A 17,658-nucleotide genomic window follows, 5' to 3' on the forward strand; every position below is an offset into this window, starting at 1 on the left:
ATCTATTATTATGTTAATAGTGATTTGTATTAAAATTGTAATATGGGTCGTTAGCTCAGTTACAAGAAATGAGAGCATCACCGCTATTTACAAGTAACGGCGAAGTTCACTGGTTAAAGTCCAGTACTATTTATTATAATAGTTTTGATTAATTTATATGTGGGTGATTAGCTCAGTTGGGAGAGCATCGCCCTTACAAGGCGAGGGTCACTGGTTCAAGTCCAGTATCACCCACCACATATAAAAATTTATTATATAAATAGTTACATGTGTAAATTTGTAATATGGGTCGTTAGCTCAGTTGGGAGAGCATCGCCCTTACAAGGCGAGGGTCACTGGTTCAAGTCCAGTACGACCCACCATTCTTTGAATGGTGCATATTACAAAAATCTAAATCCTCCAGTACCACCTTCCATTTTAATATTCATTATCCTCCACTCTTTTAGTTCAAGTTCAGTATTAATTACCATTTAGAAATTCGTTACCAAGTAATTCTTCGGTTTCAAAAAATCAGTATTCCAATCACATACCAAAAATTTATCTTTCGAGTTTTATTATCTCCAAAATCATTTTGTTTAAACTTACTTTATTACGCGTGCTATTCATTTACTTTAAATGGGTTTTTAGCTCTTTTAAGATAAAAATATAAACCTTTAGAATTAATTTGCTTAATAAGCTCTCATCTTCGAGGCGAATCTTTAAATTACCTTGTAAGCGTCTAAACTGTTGATTATAGTCTGTGTTAAATTCAATTACGCTTAAGCCAATGTCTAAAAATATTTTCAATGAAGCAAAAATACTGATTGTAGAAGAGCAGCCACTTGCTCAAAGCTACATGAAACAGTCGCTCGAAAAAATTGGCTTTGGACATATGCGTTTTGCAGATCATGCTCTAGCGGCAAAAGAACAATGCTTACATGAAGAATTTGACTTGGTAATTTGCTCTTTTAATCTAAGCAAACGCCAAGATGGCTACCAGCTTTATGAAGAATTACGCGCTAAAGCATTAATAAAACACTCTACTGGGTTTATTTTTACATCTGCGGAAACTAGCGGAGAGTTAGTTCACAGTGTATTAGAACTTCAACCCGATGACTTTTTAGTAAAACCCTTCTCTGTACAAGAGTTAAGAGTGCGCATAGAGCGTATTCTCAAACGTAAAAGCGACTTAAAAGCTATATACACTTTAATTGATGACGATAACCAGTCTAAAGCATTGAAACAAATTAATGCCCAACTCGATAAAAGTAATAAATACAGCCCTATTCTACTTAGATTAAAAGGCAATATTTTACTGGCGCTAAAACAAAACCAAGAAGCGAAAGATTTTTTTAAGTCAGTTTTGAATATGCAAAAGTTTGCATGGGCAAAAGTAGGATTGGTAGAAGCCTTAATTGCTAACAATGAGCATATTTTGGCTCAGCGCATGCTTAAAACAATGCTTGAACGTAATGAGACTCGACTTATAGCCTTAGACTTATTGGGGCGTTTAGAAATAAAACTAAACCAATTTGATTTAGCCCAAGACTTTTTAAGCCAAGCTGCACATATTGCCCCACGTAATATAGACCGTCAAAAATCACTTAACAGCGTATCGCTCATTAATAGAGATTACGAAACCAGCTACTTAACTCAAAAAGATATTGCCACTTACGCTAAGTACTCTATGCATGATAGCCCAGACATTTATTTAAATGCTGCTCGTGCTGGGATTGATTTTGCATTGACCACAGATCAAACTGACCAAATAAACAGGATCTCTCGTCAAACAAATAAATATATTAATGAGTTAAAAACACAATTCCCAACCAGTAATGCGCAAACCCAAATTGATGTGCTCAATGCACGCCTTTATTATTTAAAAGATGAACATAAAAAAGCGAAACAGCTCATTGAGCAACTTGATGACAGCGATACTCAAATACGTTCAGTAGATGGTGCCCTAGACAAGGCAAAAGCACTGCATGAATTAGGTTTTCACCAAAAGGCGCAAGCGCTATTTAGCCAAATAATTGATCATTGCGAACGTCACCCAAGTAGAAGCGATGCTACTTACTTGCGTTATATACAGCAACAGCAAAGTGAAAGACGTGATATTAAAATGGGGCCGAAAGAGCTCAATAATCATGCTGTTAAGCAGTTTGAGCGCGGCCAATTAAATGTTGCCTTAGAGGCATTCAGCCAAGCATTTAGAGTCATGCCACACAATCCAAGTATTGCGCTTAATTTATTGCAATGTTTAGTGGATAAGTCAAAAAAACATGGTGACTCTTTCAATAGTCTGTTGGCCCAAAAGTGCTTTAAACTATTAAAAAAATCCCCCTTAGCAGAAGAGCAATCAGAGCGGTTCGATAAACTACTTCAGATTGCTAAAGAAATGAAACTAGAGATTAGTTAGAGCCTGTTTGGCATTAATGCTACGTTATCGCCTATTTATGGGGAGTAACCACACCACATAGGCGCTGCCTTGCCTAAATCCCAAACAGACCGCTGCAAATTTAACCTTGAAAGGTCAACAGACCCTAGAGCTTTTTCATTGCCAGTGCGTTTACACAGTAGCGTAAACCAGTAGGAAGTGGCCCATCAGGGAAAATATGCCCTAAATGCGCATCACACACATTACAAACAACTTCAACTCGCTCCATGCCATGACTATTATCCATGACATAACCAATCGCTTCCTCAGTTGACGGTTGGGTAAATGAAGGCCAGCCGGTGCCACTATCAAACTTTTCATCTGCATCAAATAGTAAGTTGTCACAACAAACACACACATACTTACCTGGCTCTAACAAGGTACAACTACTCGAACTATTTGGTCGTTCAGTTCCCTTTTTACGGGTCACATAATATTGCTCTTCGTTTAACAGTTCGCGCCATTGCTGATCTGTTTTAACCACTTTTCGAACCGGTGTTGGATTGCCATGGTTGGCAAAATTAACAATATCGTTCCACTTCAACATAACAACCTCATTACGTTATTAATTTAACTAGCAATCATTTACTTGTAGTCTGGTACGCCTGTGGCTAATACCACGATCAACGTTATCTAAAGACTATAGTGTGCTTTTCTGTTGCTGTAAGTATACGGCTTACATAGGCATGCAATTGGGCTTGACTGCCAGGAATGCTCACGCTTAATTGTCTGTCATTATTACTATGCACTATTAGTTCATCGTTTCTTATTTCTATCGACTCAATATTACTGATGACTAACCAATGCGGGCCATTTTTTTTATCAAACAGCCCTGTTAAACTAAAAACAAATAAGTGCTGCGCATCGCGTTGAATAAAATTACGCAGCGGATTGCGCATTTTAAACAACGGCGTTAATCGGTAACAACACGAACAAAACACCACAACCCACATTACTAACCCAGCTTTAAACCAAAGGAATTCGCCTAAAGAAAAAAAATAGCCACACGCTATAATTACGAGCCCTATTAAAGCAATTACTTGTGCTATTTTTTTATTGATACTGTGCATAAGCCCTCTTACTTTTTATCAGTTGCTTTTTCTGTCGGCTCGGGCCAATCACTAAAGAAAACACTTAAGTAACGACTTTTTGCCAAATACCACAACACCCATAATACAATCACCATTTGCACAGCTAAAAACAATGAGAAGCGATAATGGCTATGGGCTGCTTGAATACTTAACCACGACAAATCAATTAATGCACACGCAATCAGCGGCCAACGCATATACCGCCAAATACGCGCCAAGCGTTGTGTTACTTGATGCGAGTCTCTTGGCCTTCGTAAACAAAATAAAATAGTGGGTACAATGGCTACAGCACCGATCGCTATAGCAATAAAAAAATCATCTTTTGACTTAAAAAACAATGACATTAAATCAAGCTCAGGTCGACGACTCAACGCGGCTATTACCCAAATAAAATAGGCGCGCAATAGTACTAAAATACTCAAGTGAAACGCTAATGGCGTACGATAGCTACCATATTTATCCCAGTATTCAGGCCCATATCGACTCACAACTGATTTTTCCTATCGGCAATAGTGCCCAAAATAAAAAATGCCACTAATAAGGTAAGCGCTAACCACTTAGTGCCAAAAAACAGTAAAGCTTTAGTTAGCAGTGGGCTTAACCACACCACTAACAAGCCAAAGCCAAACGCAGTTATCAACACAAAACACGCCACCCTAATAATAAAGTGGCGCCTAGCTACGACGCCTTTGGTTAACTTTAAAATGTCATCCGCATACAGCGACACTAAGCACACCATTAAAAGCAGTGATAAATGCGGCAAATAGCCCTGTAACCATTGGCCTAGGTCAATTAACAAGGTATTAAGTATATTTGTAAAACTAGCCATTATGAGTCTCTAACAAAGTAATTAAATCATCCTCTGTCAGTATTTCTATACCAAGCTCTTGCGCTTTGGTGAGCTTAGAGCCGGCTTTTTCGCCCGCCACTAAGGCATCTGTTTTTGCTGAAACACTGCCAGAAACCTTGGCGCCTAATTGTTGTAGGCGCGCTTTTGCATCATTACGATTAAGCGTATTAAGCGTCCCAGTTAGCACATAAGTTAAACCCGCTAGCGGCTGTTCTTGCTCTGATGGCGCTGTTAACTGTGGCCAGTTTACTCCTTGCGCTATTAATTCGTTTACCACTGTCAGGTTATGCTCTTCAGCAAAAAAGCCGCGAACATGCTTCGCCACTATTTCACCTACATCGCTTACTTCTATTAGTTGTTCAATGCTGGCATCAATCACGTTTTCAAGCGTTAAAAAGTGATTAGCCAAATTCTGAGCTGTGGCCTCACCGACTTCACGAATACCCAGTGAATATAAAAACTTTGCTAAGGTAGTGGTTTTAGAATCATCAAGCGCCGCAACTAAGTTTTTTGCTGATTTTGGTCCCATTCGTTCAAGTGACTCAAAGTGTCCCTGCTTTAAAATAAATAAATCAGCAGGCGTTTTGATCAGCTCTCGGTCAACTAATTGATCAACAATTTTGTCGCCTAAGCCGTCAATATCTAAAGCCTTACGTGAGGCAAAATGTTTAATCGCTTGTTTGCGCTGTGCTTGACATACCAAGCCGCCTGTACAACGTGCAACAGCTTCACCTTCAACCCGCTCAACGTGCGAGTCACAAATTGGGCACATAGTTGGAAACACAATCTCTTTTGCATCGCTTGGGCGTTGTTCAAGCACTACTTGGGTAATTTGTGGGATCACATCCCCAGCGCGACGAATAATCACAGTGTCGCCCACTTTTACGCCTAAACGGGCAATTTCATCAGCATTATGCAGCGTTGCATTCGATACCGTAACACCACCAACAAATACCGGCTCTAGTCGCGCAACAGGGGTAATAGCCCCAGTACGCCCTACTTGAAACTCTACGTCTAGTAAGTGTGTTATTTCTTCTTGTGCCGGAAACTTATAAGCAATAGCCCAGCGCGGCGCACGCGCAACAAAGCCTAGGCGTTCTTGTAGGGCTTTTTTATTTACTTTTATTACCACGCCATCTATTTCATATTTTAGCTCGCTACGGCGCGTTAAAATGTCATTATAATAGGCAAGCGCGGCCTTTGGGCCTTCAACTAGTTTTGTTTCTGGACACAGTGGTAATCCCCAGTCGGTAAGCTTGGCAAGTTGCTGGTAATGATCTTCAGGTAATGTGCCATCGGCGACCAATCCGGTGCTGTAGGCATAAAACATCAGTGGTCGTTTTGCGGTAATTTTTGAGTCTAGCTGGCGTAAACTGCCCGCTGCCGCATTACGTGGGTTTACAAAAACTTTGTCACCGCGCTTTTCTGCTTCGGCATTTAATTTTTCAAAGCCCGCGCTATCCATAAACACTTCACCGCGCACTTCAAGCTCACGCGGGTAATCATCACCGCGTAACTTTAATGGCACATTGCGAATTGTTTTTACATTTTGGGTAATATTTTCGCCAGTAAAACCATCGCCACGAGTCGCTGCTTGCACTAATACCCCATCGCGATAAATAATCGATACCGCTAAGCCATCCAGTTTAGGCTCACAGCAAAATGTAAGCTCGTCGGTGCTCATTAAACGCTCTTTAATACGACGATTAAAACCACTGAATTCGTCTTCACCAAAAGCGTTATCAAGCGACAACATAGGCACTTGGTGTGCTACTTGCTCAAACTTGGCAAGCGCCGCCCCACCTACTTTTTGAGTAGGTGAATCGGCGGTTAAAAACTCAGGGTGCTGGGTTTCTAATTCGCTCAAAGTACGTAATAAGCGATCATATTCGGCATCGGGTATGCTGGGTGTATCAAGCACATAATAACTATAATTGTGTTGCTCAAGCGTGGTACGAAGATGATTAATTTGCTCACTAATGCTGCTTACCATGTAGACCTCAAAAACATAAAAAAAGCCACTTTGACGAGTGAACGCCCAGTGGCTTACAAAATTTAACTTATGCGTATATTACGCAGAAAATGCGCGAACCTGCTCAACATATTGACGAATACGCTCTACCGTCATTTCGTTTCGCTCAGCATCCAAGATTTCAGCTCCAAATTCATCTGCTAGCTTCTTAGCGGCGCTGTGCAGCATATTAAACGCAGCAAGGCCATCGCCATCACATGGCAGTGTCATAAATAAGCTCACGCCTGCGGTACTAAACTGTTCCATATTATCAATATCGAACGTGCCAGGGTTATACATATTTACCAGTCTAAATAACACCGGCCCTTGGCCTGCAGGGTCTAGATGGCGATTAAAAAAGCCTTCTTCTGAATATTTAAAACCTAGCGTGTTAACTGCTGGCAGTAATTTACTGCCTTGCATGGTCAGTCCTTCTGGCATTTGAATATGCACAATCACAAAGTCTGAAACATCTTTAGGGGCGTCTTGTTGTGTATCAACAGCCTCTTCGGTTACGACTTCAAGGTCATCTTCAATAGCTGTATCAGCTGGGCTAACATCTATTTGTGGCTCATCAGCACTGAAGTTTAACTCACTCATTTGTGGCTCTTCTCGTTGCGCTAACGTTGGCTCTTGTGGCTCAGTATGCACAGATGAAGGCTGCTGTTCTTGAACAGGTTCAACTCGCTCGCTTGCAGGGAGTTCAGCATTCTCTTTTTTTCTTACTGACCACAAACCGTGTATTAATAAGCCACCAATGACAAACACACTGATCACAATTAAAACCCATCTTAATTCTTCGGCCATCCCCTCACCTTTTATTATTAATATGCCTAACTGCCATCATTTTACCCAAAACAACTAGCAAATGACTATAAAATTATGCATGTGCAAGTTGCACCGCTTGTTCAATATCTACAGCAACCATGCGCGACACGCCTGGCTCTGCCATGGTTACACCCGTTAATCTACCCGCCATTTCCATTGCAATTTTATTATGGCTTATATAAATAAACTGCACAGATTGTGACATTTCTTCAACCAATCGGCAAAAACGGACCACATTGGCATCATCTAATGGGGCATCTACCTCGTCCAGCATACAGAATGGAGCTGGATTGAGCCTGAATATAGAAAACACCAATGATAATGCGCTCAGCGCTTTTTCTCCACCACTTAACAAATGAATTGTCGAATTTTTTTTACCCGGAGGTCTTGCCATTATACTAACACCACTTTCGAGTAAATCGTCACTGGTTAATTCTAAGTAAGCACTGCCGCCGCCAAATACTTTTGGAAAAAGCTGGCCAAAATCGTGATTTACTTGGTCAAAGGTAGACTTAAAGCGCGTTTTAGTTTCACGATCTATTTTATGAATAGCGCCTTCTAAAGCTGTCAATGCCTGGGTTAAATCATCCAGCTGATTATTTAAATAATCACTTCTTTGCTTAGCTTGTTCAAATTCATCAATGGCTGCAAGGTTAACGGCTCCTAATTGATCTAGCTGATTACTGACTCCAGCAAGTTGATTTTGCGCTGCATTTAATGACAACTCTGCAGGAAGCTCTGCTAAAACCTGTTTTAAATTTTGATTAAGCTCTCTAAGTGGCTCAAGTACCGCTTGCGCTTTTATTAATAGGCTTTGCTCTTCAATACTCAGCTTCTGGTGTTGCTCTTGTAATGCCACCAGCTCAGTTTGTGACGTTTTTAAACTCGCTTGTTTGGTTTGTAATTCTTGTTTTGCTTGAGCTAACTGCTGTTGAATATCCACAAGGGTTTGTTCGCCTTGTTGGTGCTGCACTAATAATTGTTCAATAGTTAGTGCAAGCTCTTGCTCAGGAATAAGTAACGCCTCAATTTGCTCTATTAGCTCTTGCGTTCCTTCTACAGCCATTGTTAATGCTTGTTCGGCATGGTTCAACTTGGTTTGACTGAGCTGCCACTCACTACGCACTTTTTGCTCATTAAGGTTTGCCTGATGTGCTTGCGTTTTATACTGTTCAGCATTATTTAAAGCTTGTTTGTAACGTTCATCACTATTTATTCGTGTGCTATCGGCTTGGTTAAGCTCTACAGCTAAGGCCTCTAACTGCTCTGCAAGCTGTTCATTTTTATCAAGCTCTTCGCCCAACAATTCGCTTAACTGCTGCTGTTGTTCTAGCAGTGGCTGACGTTGTTGTTGTAATTTGGTCACCTGTTGCTGATGTTGATCAGCTTGCGCTTTGAGCATATCACCACGCGTTGTTGCTACAGCAAGTTGTTGTGCTAATTGATGAATAGTGTCTTTGCGCTCGTTTTGCTGCTCGGTTATTAATACAGCTTGCGCTTGATGTTCTTCAAGTGTGGAGTGTGCGTCCGTCAATGCCTGTTGTTGTTGCTCAAGTAAGGTTTCTTGCTGCTTGAGCTTTTTGTGCATTAATAATAAGGAATTTTCTGCATTTTTTTCGCCACTGAGATGCCAATTTCGACCATGTAACGCCCCTTGCTTGTCCATCACTGCAATATAACTGGCATCGTTAAGATGGTGTGTTTGACCCTCGGCATCATAAGCAATATGGTTTAATAACTCGGGGTAGATACCAGCGCTAATAAAGGCAGCAATACTATTGCTTGCCACAGACTGTGAGGGTATTTGCCACGTGCTATTTTTTGCTTTACCTGGTGAAATATGAATGTGCTCAAGTGATGACAGCGCCTGCTCTACTAAAAACTCATAACCAGGCTGAACAGTTAACTGCTTGAATAAAGTTAAAGTTTTATCGCTGTTTTTTTCAAGTCCAAGGGTAGTTTTTAGCCCTGCTATACCGGCTTTTAGTTCATTAACTTGCTGAGATAAATGCTGCCATTGCTGCTGAGCTTCATCAAGCTGTTGCTGCTGTATTGCCTGAGCACTTTGACCTCTACTATGAGCAGTTTGCGCGTTAGCCAGCTGCTCTGTTAACGTTTGTCTGTGCTGCTGTTGCTGAATTAATTGCTGCTCTATCTCACTGCGTTTTAACTCATCTATTTGCTCATCAAGCTGCGTTAGTTGTTGCTTAACATAACTGATTTTCTGTTCTGTATGTTTTACTGCATTTGCATGCGCTAGCTGCTGATTATTTAATTGCTGATAGTCTTCTGTTAGTGATTGCCACTGTGATGTGTCGGTATTTTTAATCTCCAGCAGCCGATTAACCTCATCGGTAAGTTCTAAAACCTGCTCGCTACACATTAAGTTATGCTCTACAGCCTGTTGCAAGTTGTCATCTAACTCTTGGCAGAGACTTTGTTGCTGCGTTTTGACTTCTTCACTTTGGTTTTTTTGTTGCTCTAACTTGGCTAAATTTTGTTTCAGTGACAGCGTTTGTTGCTTAATGCTAATCTGCTGCTGTTCGCTGCGAGTCAATTCAGTATGCGTATGATGCTGCTGTTGCTGTGCATCATCGAGTTTATCTTGTTGAGCTTGCACTTGAGCATCAAGGCTTGCCAGAACATCATCATGGCCTGAATGCGCCGTTTTAAAGAAGCTGATTTGGTCATCCAGCTTTTTTATTTGCGCACTTTTATCGAGCTGTTGTTGATGCAGTTTTTGCCATTTTAATACCGCTATTTGCCCCTTTAAGGTGCGCTCTTGGGATTTAAGTTCGCGATATTTTTTAGCCTCAACCGATTGTACCGCCAGTTTATCAAGCTGGTTTTGTAACTCTTGACGAACATCAAGCAGTCGCTCTAGGTTTTCTCGGGTGCTTTTTATGCGTGTTTGCGTTTCGCGGCGGCGCTCTTTGTATTTAGAGACCCCTGCGGCTTCTTCTAAGAAAACACGTAGCTCTTGCGGTTTGCTCTCAATTAAACGTGAGATCATCCCTTGTTCAATAATAGCGTAGCTTCGCGGCCCAAGGCCCGTGCCTAAAAATATGTCGATAATATCACGTTTTCGGCATTTACTGCCATTTAGAAAGTACAATGACTGACCATCGCGAGTCACCAAACGCTTAATAGCCACTTGGTTACGATCAGCAAAAGTATTGGGTAACTTACCCTGGGTATTATCAAATATTAATTCAACGGAGGCTTGCGAAATGGGCTTGCGGTTAGTAGAGCCATTAAAAATGACATCGGTCATGGCATCGCCACGTAAATTTTTAGCTGAGCTTTCACCAAGCACCCATCGCACCGCATCAATGACGTTTGATTTGCCACAGCCATTAGGGCCGACAACACACGTCATTTGGTCAGGAAATGGAATTTTAGTGGGCTCTACAAACGATTTAAAGCCCGCTAATTTAATAGTGCTTAAGCGCATTTTATTGTTATTACCGATTTATTATTGTTTTTTACTATAAGTAACTTAACGCATAAATAGCTAAAAAGTTAAGCTTGGCGTTTAAAATTATCTAAAATAATACCCGTGGCCATTGCTACATTAAGCGACTCTGCACCGCCAAAAGCCGGAATGGTTATTTTGTTGCTCACTAATTTTGCACACTGCTCGCGTATTCCATGTGATTCACTGCCCATAAGCAATACACCTTGGCCACTAAATTTAGTGCTATGCACACTTTGGCCATCTAAAAATGCACCATAAATAGGCATGTTTAATGTAGATAAGTATTCAGGCAATTCAACTTGGCTTACCGATACGCGAACGAACGACCCCATTGTGGCGCTAATTGTTTTTGGGTTATACGGATCGGCACTGTCAGTGCTAGCAACAATATGTTTTATACCGTACCAATCAGCCACGCGAATGATGGTACCTAAATTACCAGGATCAGATACGCCATCTAAGGCTAATATTAAACTGTTTTCATCTGGTAATGCGATGCTTGGCATATCAACAATTGCAATAGCCGCATTATTACTTACCAAAGTACTGGCCTTTGTTAGCTGCTCTTCATCTGCTGTAATAAAATGCGTATGAGGGTATGTGCTTTGGTTATTATCAATAAAGCTTTGCGTTGCAAATACATCGTTTACTTTTAATGGACTATTTAATAACTCCAGTACGTTTTTTTCGCCTTGTACTAAGTATTGGTTAAATTGCTTGCGATACTTTTTTTGGCCAAGCTGGCGAATAAGTTTAAGTTGGTTTTTTGAAATCATGACAGCCCCATTAAATTATCTGCACAGTATACCAGAGGTGACTTAAAGTGCAGCCCCATAAACAGTAAAAGCAATAAAAATAGCCTACTTACAATCAGCTAGCTAATTATAAAGATTGTTTTTTTTATCTAAAAAAGGTAAATTTACAAAAAACAACATGGATATATTTTTAAAATGGAACCAGTACACCCAACTTCATCTGAGTCAAATCAAACACCCCCTGCTATTTTTAGCGGTAAAGTACAATTTAGCGGCAAAGCCGGCGAATTTTTTGGTATATGGATTGTTAATATACTGCTGAGTATTATTACTCTCGGAATTTATTCGGCATGGGCAAAAGTTCGCACCTATCGTTATTTTTACGGTCATACGCGTATCGACGGCCATAGCTTTGACTATCTAGCGACCCCAATACAAATTTTAAAAGGACGCATTTTAGCGGTCATCGCATTTTTAATTTACACCTTACTTAGCAGCCTCGCACCAGCGATAGGCCTTTTATTTGCTATTGGCTTTTTATTTTTATTGCCGTGGATCATCAACCAAGGTCTGCGTTTTAATATGCGTATGACTCGCCATCGTAATGTACGCTTTGCCTTTTCAGGTAATTACGGGGATGCATTTATTAACTTTGTTTTATTACCTATTGCAAGTGTATTCACATTACATCTATTACTGCCGTATGTATTAAAGCGAATTGATCAATATATGCATGAAAACATCAGCTATGGAAATAAACCACTTACAGTAAATCTTCAAGGAGAACGCTATTACATCGCAGCACTTATTACCCTAGGAGTTGCAATAGGTGGCTTAGTTATTTTTGGCTTCTTTGCTGGTGCAAGTGCCTTAACTATCGATAACTTAAACACACAAAACTTTAGCCTTTCGACAATTGTAGTGCCGCTATTAATTGCTACGTTGTATGTTGCGTTTTTAACACTGGTAGGCGCTGTTTATCATTCGCTTATTCGAAATCATATTTTTAATAACAGCGAATTTACAGAAGTCGCTACCTTTGATTCGAACTTAAAAGCCATTGACTATGCCATCTTACTATTTACTAATGTATTGGCAATTATATTTACCTTAGGACTGGCCTACCCTTGGGCTAAAGTACGCAGAGCAAAGCTGTTAGCATCGGTTACTGAAGTCACTATTTATAGCGGCGCACTTTCGTTGATTGATGTTGCACAAAATGAGCAGTCATCATTTGCTGAAGAAGCGGCCAATGTGTTTGATATTGATATTTCACTCACCTAATGAGTAATTATCCTATTTTTGGCTGTTATTATTACCCTAATAGCAGCCAACATATTAAAAGCTATGCACACCTTTCCCATGAGCAAATAACACTTGTTGACTCTGAGAATACGACGTTACTTGCATCAACAATAGACAATTGCCAACTTGATAGCCCGTTACCTGGCATGGCGTCAGAGTTAAATTTTGCTGATGGTGGGCGATTTATTCCTCAAGATGTAGAATTTAGGTGGCCATTCGCGCTTAAAGAGCATGGACTAAGTGAACGCTTAGAAAAAAATAAGATTCTTATTGTTGCATCCGTGCTGCTAATTCCCCTATTGCTTTGGTTAATTTTATACCGCTTAATACCATCAGTAGCAGTTTATAGCGTTAACTTAGCACCTGCCTCGACAATTGAAACGATGGGAGAGCAAACGCTCAGTGTAATAGAAAAAGTCGCATTGGAACCTTCTCAACTTTCCACTAATAAGCAATCAGAAATACAGCAACAATGGCGTTTAATGCTTAACTCGCTCAATTTAGACAGTGCAAAGTTTAGGCTATCTTTTTATCAGTCTGATTATTTTTCAGCTAATGCGTTTGCTCTTCCAAATGGTCGGGTTGTAGTAACTGACGAACTTGTTGATCTATTAAAAAATGACCCTGATGCCCTGCGTGCTATTTTACTTCATGAAATTGGTCATGTTCAGCACCATCACAGCATTCGCCTTGCAGCACAAGCTGCAGCGAGCACCGTTGTATTTGCAGTTATTTTTGGTGACTTAGAAGGTATATTAGAAGTCGTGCTTGGCTCTGGTTCATCTTTTTTACAACAAGCGTTTTCGCGAGATATGGAACAAGAAGCCGATATATATGCGATTAAAAACCTTTTAAAATTAGGCTATTCTAACCACGACTTTGCTGATGCAATTGAAGCACTGGAAAAGAATTTACAAGCGCAAGAAGGGAGCTATGATGATGCTTGGTTAAAGTATTTATCAACGCACCCAAGTTCCCAAGAGCGAATAGAATATGCGAGGCAATATAAACCACAATGACCCCTGAACTGAATTTATTGTTATTAGTTATCATTATGATAACGCTTGGCTACGGATTTATTTATCCGCGCTTTGCAGGCAGCAGCTTTAAAAAAGTATCGGTGCAAGATTTATTTGCAACAGGCATTACACTATTAATTGCATCTACTCTTTATTACAACTCAGGCGTGCAATTTAGCTGGTTAATATTTGAAGTTAATTGGTTTTGGTTTACTTTTTTAACTTACGTCATAATCGAAATTCCGGTGTTTTTTATTTATGCTAAAAAGCACAATATGCAGTTTTAATAGTCTTTTATTTTCATACAAAAAAAGCGCCAAATTAGCGCTTTTTAAACTGCATTAACACATATTAATATTTATGCTTAAATGCCCACAAATGCAGTAATTCACTGGCAATCGTTGCAGCGGCAATGGCGGTAAGCTCACTTTGGTCGTACGACGGGGATACTTCAACCACATCCATTCCCACCATATTAACCCCTTTCAGTGCGCGTAAGATTTTAAGCACTTTATCAGAGGTTAAACCACCACACACGGGTGTGCCCGTACCTGGTGCAAAGGCGGGGTCTAAACAATCTATATCAAAGGTTAAGTAAACCGGTAAATCACCCACTCGCTCAATAATCTGAGCTGCAATATCATTCGCATGCAGATCATTGGCTTGCATGGCATCAATCACTGCAAACTCATGCCTGCTTTGATCAAAGTCAGTACGAATGCCGAGCTGAATACTGTGATTAACATCAATTAACCCTTCCATTGGCGCATGATAAAACATGGTGCCGTGATCAAAACGCGAGCCGTTGCTATAGGTATCGGTATGCGCATCGAAGTGAACTAATGCCATTTTGCCATGAATTTTTGCATGTGCGCGCAATAGTGGTAAGGTTACGAAATGATCGCCACCCAAGCCTAATAATGTTTTACCTTGGCGAAGTATTTGCTCTGCCGCCATTTCTAATTGCGCGGTAAAATATTCAGGGTCGCCCACCGGATAAGTAAAGTCGCCAGCATCCGCTACGGTTAAGCACTCAAACAACGGAAATGTCCACGGGTATTTGGTATCTTCCCACGCTAAATGCACTGACGCTCTGCGAATAGCATCAGGCCCTAAGCGAGCACCAGGGCGCCCTGAAGTGGCTAAATCAAACGGTAGACCCAATACCACTACATCGGCTTCAATCGCGTTAATGTTTTGTACCATAGGACGGCGTAAAAACGTCATCCCATTTGAGTATAATGAGTGGTCAACATGGCCAAACAAGCTAGACATTGCTTATAACTCTTCTAAATAAGTGTAGCCATCAAGGCCGCTTTGCAACTCGTCTAAAACGCTTTGCTGTTCATCTGCTGTAATTTTTGCGCTGACTAACTGCGCGTATGACTGCTGAAAACCTTCAACATCTAAATGTACATAACGCATCATGTCAGCCACAGTATCACCATGATTAATTTCTGTAATGCTAGCAATACCTTGCTCATCCATATTGACAATAGCACTGTGCGTATCACCAAATAAGTTATGCATATCGCCTAAAATCTCTTGATAGGCACCTACTAAGAAAAACCCCATCAAATATGGTTTATCTGCTGTGAACTCAGGTACTGGCAATGTACTTTCAATACCTTGACCATCAACATAGTGCTCTAAAGCGCCATCAGAATCACAAGTAATATCCAATAACACCGCACGCTTTTGCGGTGCTTGCGTTAAACCACTTAATGGCAATACTGGAAACACTTGATCAATTCCCCACGCGTCAGGCAATGACTGAAACAATGAGAAATTTACAAAAAACTTGTCCGCTAAACGCGCATTCAGTTCATCAATAATCGGACGATGGAAACGATTTTTGTTATCCATTAACTTATTAAGCTCATAACACACACGCAAATTAATTTGCTCGGCCCATGCGCGTTGGGTTAAATCTAATAATCCCATCGCAAACTGACTATGCGCTTCGGCTAAATCACCTTGGCTGTCGTGAAAAATTTCAATTAATGCACGGTCATCAGTAAGCACATGCAGTTGTTGCCATGACGTCCACATGTTTTTAAGTAGCTGCGGAGCTTCGTCAGCTGGTGCTTCTATTTCTTCTGGTGTATACGTTTCGGTGCCAATTACATTGGAAATAAGCACTGCATGATGCGCCGTTAATGCTCTTCCCGACTCTGAAATAATGGTAGGGAAAGGCTGTTCATACTGCTTACAAATATCACCGATGGTGTACACAATATTATTTGCGTATTCAGCTAAACTGTAATTCATTGAGTTGTGTGATTGACTGCGCGTGCCGTCGTAATCAACCGCTAAACCGCCGCCTACATCAAGACACTCTATGTGTGCACCCAACTTACGTAATTCACAATAAAAACGCGCAGCCTCGCTTACACCTAAGCGCACATCACGAATGTTGGCCATTTGCGAACCTAAGTGAAAATGCACCAGTTGGACTAAATCTAGCTGATCTGTTTCTTTTAAACGGTTTACTACATACAGAACTTGAGAAGCAGATAAACCAAACTTAGATTTTTCTCCGCCACTGGCTTGCCATTTACCTTTGCCCTGCGATGCTAAACGCACACGAATACCAATGCGTGGTTTTACATTTAATTCTTTAGCTTGGCTAAGTACCATGTCCAGCTCAGACAGTTTCTCAAGTACGATATACACTTTATGGCCCAGCTTTTCGCCAATCAACGCTAAGCGCACATATTCTTTATCTTTGTAGCCATTACACACAATCACCGCACTGGTTTTTTCAGCCAGCGCTAATACAGTTAATAACTCTGGCTTGCTGCCTGCTTCTAAACCCAGCTGTTTTTTTTCTACTTGTGCTTGGCTGGCAACAATTTCTTCAACAACTTCACGTTGTTGGTTAACTTTAATCGGATAAACTAATAGGTAGTCTTTTGGGTAACCATAGCTTTCTATAGCAGTATTAAATGCACCACATAAGCTATGCACGCGATGGTGTAAAATTTGTGGAAAGCGAACTAACGCTGGCAAACTTAAGCCTTTTTCTTCAAGTTGCTTAGCAATCTCTGTTAGTGCAATGGTTTGCTGTGGGGCATCAGCCTTTGGCGCAACATACACATCACCTTGATCATTAATACCAAAAAAACCTTGGCTCCAATGACGAACGTTGTAGCTCGTACGAGCTTGTTCTAGTGATGTTGTCTCTTTCATTTATCTTTCTCTTTTATTTATGAATGCCAAACCGGCTAGTTGCCGCGCATTAAAAGAAAAATAGTGATTCATGTCCAACAAGTATTTCTACTCGTAACGAGTTAGGATTGAAATTGATAAATAAAAGCTTCAAACAAAGCAATATTAGCTGAGCGCAAGCTCCATAAATAAGCTATTCGGGTTTTCTGTGTATTCACCAAAAGGGGCACATTGCACAAACCCTAAATTCTCATAAAGATGGATTGATTGTATTTGCTTTGGTCCTGTTTCTAGTTTTATGATTGGGATTTCTTCTTCGCCTGCATAGTGCAATAAAATTTGCATAATACGCCGCGATAAGCCTTTTCCGCGATAGCTAGGTTTTACGTAAAGCCGTCTAATTTCGCCATACCAGCTACCATCAAATTGCTTTACTATTGCGCCACAGGCAACTATTCCGTCTTGATTTTTTAACCCTACAGCGTAAACGCCCGGTAAACCAAGCTCATTAACTGTAAGCGCTTGTGAAGTTGCTACAGGATATAATGAGCTAATAAGTCGATCTATGTCAGCAAATACGTTGATCACATCCTGATCACAAGGGTCTAAGTCGACTAACTGCATGGTTTATCTCAAGGTTATGCTTAAATATATTTAAACTATACCGTATCGATAGGAATGAACAACCTACTTAGGCTAAGTTATTTTTAGTGGGTTAGTTTATTGCTAGGATA

General features: G+C 40.5%; 15 protein-coding genes and 2 tRNA genes. 6 read left to right on the forward strand and 11 right to left on the reverse strand.

All coding sequences use genetic code 11. The features are described from left to right. The first annotated feature begins 161 nt into the window (after positions 1 to 161). The 3 genes from CWC14_RS00955 to CWC14_RS00970 all read left to right on the forward strand — a co-directional run bounded on the left by CWC14_RS00955 (position 162) and on the right by CWC14_RS00970 (position 2,398). A tRNA-Val gene (locus CWC14_RS00955) sits at positions 162 to 237 on the forward strand. A gap of 49 nt (positions 238 to 286) precedes the next feature. Beyond that, positions 287 to 362: transfer RNA gene (locus tag CWC14_RS00960), tRNA-Val, on the forward strand. A gap of 404 nt (positions 363 to 766) precedes the next feature. Continuing rightward, positions 767 to 2,398, forward strand: a complete 1,632-nt coding sequence (locus CWC14_RS00970; protein WP_054202497.1) for a response regulator — start codon at positions 767 to 769, stop codon at positions 2,396 to 2,398. Between the two features lie 124 nt (positions 2,399 to 2,522). Here CWC14_RS00970 and msrB read toward each other — a convergent pair whose 3' ends face one another. The 8 genes from msrB to CWC14_RS01010 form a co-directional block, all read right to left on the reverse strand. After that, positions 2,523 to 2,963, reverse strand: a complete 441-nt coding sequence (msrB, locus tag CWC14_RS00975) for a peptide-methionine (R)-S-oxide reductase MsrB (protein WP_076922137.1) — start codon at positions 2,961 to 2,963, stop codon at positions 2,523 to 2,525. Between the two features lie 82 nt (positions 2,964 to 3,045). Further along, the gene (locus CWC14_RS00980; protein WP_131691259.1) at positions 3,046 to 3,486 is read right to left on the reverse strand and encodes a hypothetical protein; all 441 of its coding nucleotides are present in this window, start codon (positions 3,484 to 3,486) and stop codon (positions 3,046 to 3,048) included. A gap of 8 nt (positions 3,487 to 3,494) precedes the next feature. Beyond that, on the reverse strand, positions 3,495 to 3,995 hold the full coding sequence (locus CWC14_RS00985; protein WP_138560771.1) for a DUF2919 domain-containing protein: 501 nt from the start codon (positions 3,993 to 3,995) through the stop codon (positions 3,495 to 3,497). After that, a complete protein-coding gene (locus CWC14_RS00990) occupies positions 3,992 to 4,336 on the reverse strand; it encodes a DUF3392 family protein (protein WP_008115215.1) in 345 nt (114 codons plus the stop codon). The genes CWC14_RS00985 and CWC14_RS00990 overlap by 4 nt, the downstream gene beginning before the upstream one ends. Beyond that, positions 4,329 to 6,350, reverse strand: coding sequence for an NAD-dependent DNA ligase LigA (gene ligA / locus CWC14_RS00995; protein WP_138560773.1), 2,022 nt, complete (start codon positions 6,348 to 6,350; stop codon positions 4,329 to 4,331). Before ligA ends, CWC14_RS00990 begins: the two co-directional genes overlap by 8 nt. Before the next feature lie 78 nt (positions 6,351 to 6,428). After that, positions 6,429 to 7,175, reverse strand: coding sequence for a cell division protein ZipA (zipA, locus tag CWC14_RS01000; RefSeq protein WP_054202488.1), 747 nt, complete (start codon positions 7,173 to 7,175; stop codon positions 6,429 to 6,431). Between the two features lie 73 nt (positions 7,176 to 7,248). Beyond that, entirely contained in the window at positions 7,249 to 10,650 is a 3,402-nt protein-coding gene (locus tag CWC14_RS01005) for a chromosome segregation SMC family protein (RefSeq protein ID WP_138560775.1), read from the reverse strand. Positions 10,651 to 10,718: 68 nt separating this feature from the next. After that, a complete protein-coding gene (locus tag CWC14_RS01010; protein ID WP_138560777.1) occupies positions 10,719 to 11,450 on the reverse strand; it encodes an RNA methyltransferase in 732 nt (243 codons plus the stop codon). Positions 11,451 to 11,624: 174 nt separating this feature from the next. Here CWC14_RS01010 and CWC14_RS01015 point away from each other — a divergent pair, with 174 nt between their 5' ends. From CWC14_RS01015 to CWC14_RS01025, 3 genes are read left to right on the forward strand one after another with little or no spacing between them, the layout of a single operon-like run. After that, a complete protein-coding gene (locus CWC14_RS01015) occupies positions 11,625 to 12,713 on the forward strand; it encodes a YjgN family protein (RefSeq protein WP_075169561.1) in 1,089 nt (362 codons plus the stop codon). Next, on the forward strand, positions 12,713 to 13,753 hold the full coding sequence (locus CWC14_RS01020; RefSeq protein ID WP_138560779.1) for a M48 family metallopeptidase: 1,041 nt from the start codon (positions 12,713 to 12,715) through the stop codon (positions 13,751 to 13,753). Before CWC14_RS01015 ends, CWC14_RS01020 begins: the two co-directional genes overlap by 1 nt. Beyond that, positions 13,750 to 14,040: a hypothetical protein gene (locus tag CWC14_RS01025; protein ID WP_008115202.1), complete on the forward strand. Its 291-nt coding sequence runs from the start codon at positions 13,750 to 13,752 to the stop codon at positions 14,038 to 14,040. The genes CWC14_RS01020 and CWC14_RS01025 overlap by 4 nt, the downstream gene beginning before the upstream one ends. A gap of 64 nt (positions 14,041 to 14,104) precedes the next feature. Here the strand turns inward: CWC14_RS01025 and speB are convergent, their stop codons facing one another. The 3 genes from speB to CWC14_RS01040 all read right to left on the reverse strand — a co-directional run bounded on the left by speB (position 14,105) and on the right by CWC14_RS01040 (position 17,548). After that, on the reverse strand, positions 14,105 to 15,028 hold the full coding sequence (speB, locus tag CWC14_RS01030; protein ID WP_138560781.1) for an agmatinase: 924 nt from the start codon (positions 15,026 to 15,028) through the stop codon (positions 14,105 to 14,107). A gap of 3 nt (positions 15,029 to 15,031) precedes the next feature. Then, positions 15,032 to 16,945 carry a biosynthetic arginine decarboxylase gene (speA, locus tag CWC14_RS01035; protein WP_138560783.1) on the reverse strand — a complete coding sequence of 638 codons (1,914 nt, stop codon included), beginning with the start codon at positions 16,943 to 16,945 and terminating at the stop codon, positions 15,032 to 15,034. A gap of 144 nt (positions 16,946 to 17,089) precedes the next feature. After that, on the reverse strand, positions 17,090 to 17,548 hold the full coding sequence (locus tag CWC14_RS01040; protein WP_008467955.1) for a GNAT family N-acetyltransferase: 459 nt from the start codon (positions 17,546 to 17,548) through the stop codon (positions 17,090 to 17,092). Between the last annotated feature and the right edge of the window lie 110 nt (positions 17,549 to 17,658).

Source organism: Pseudoalteromonas sp. S3260 (genome assembly GCF_005886925.1).
In the GTDB taxonomy this organism is placed as follows: Bacteria; Pseudomonadota; Gammaproteobacteria; order Enterobacterales; family Alteromonadaceae; genus Pseudoalteromonas; species Pseudoalteromonas tetraodonis.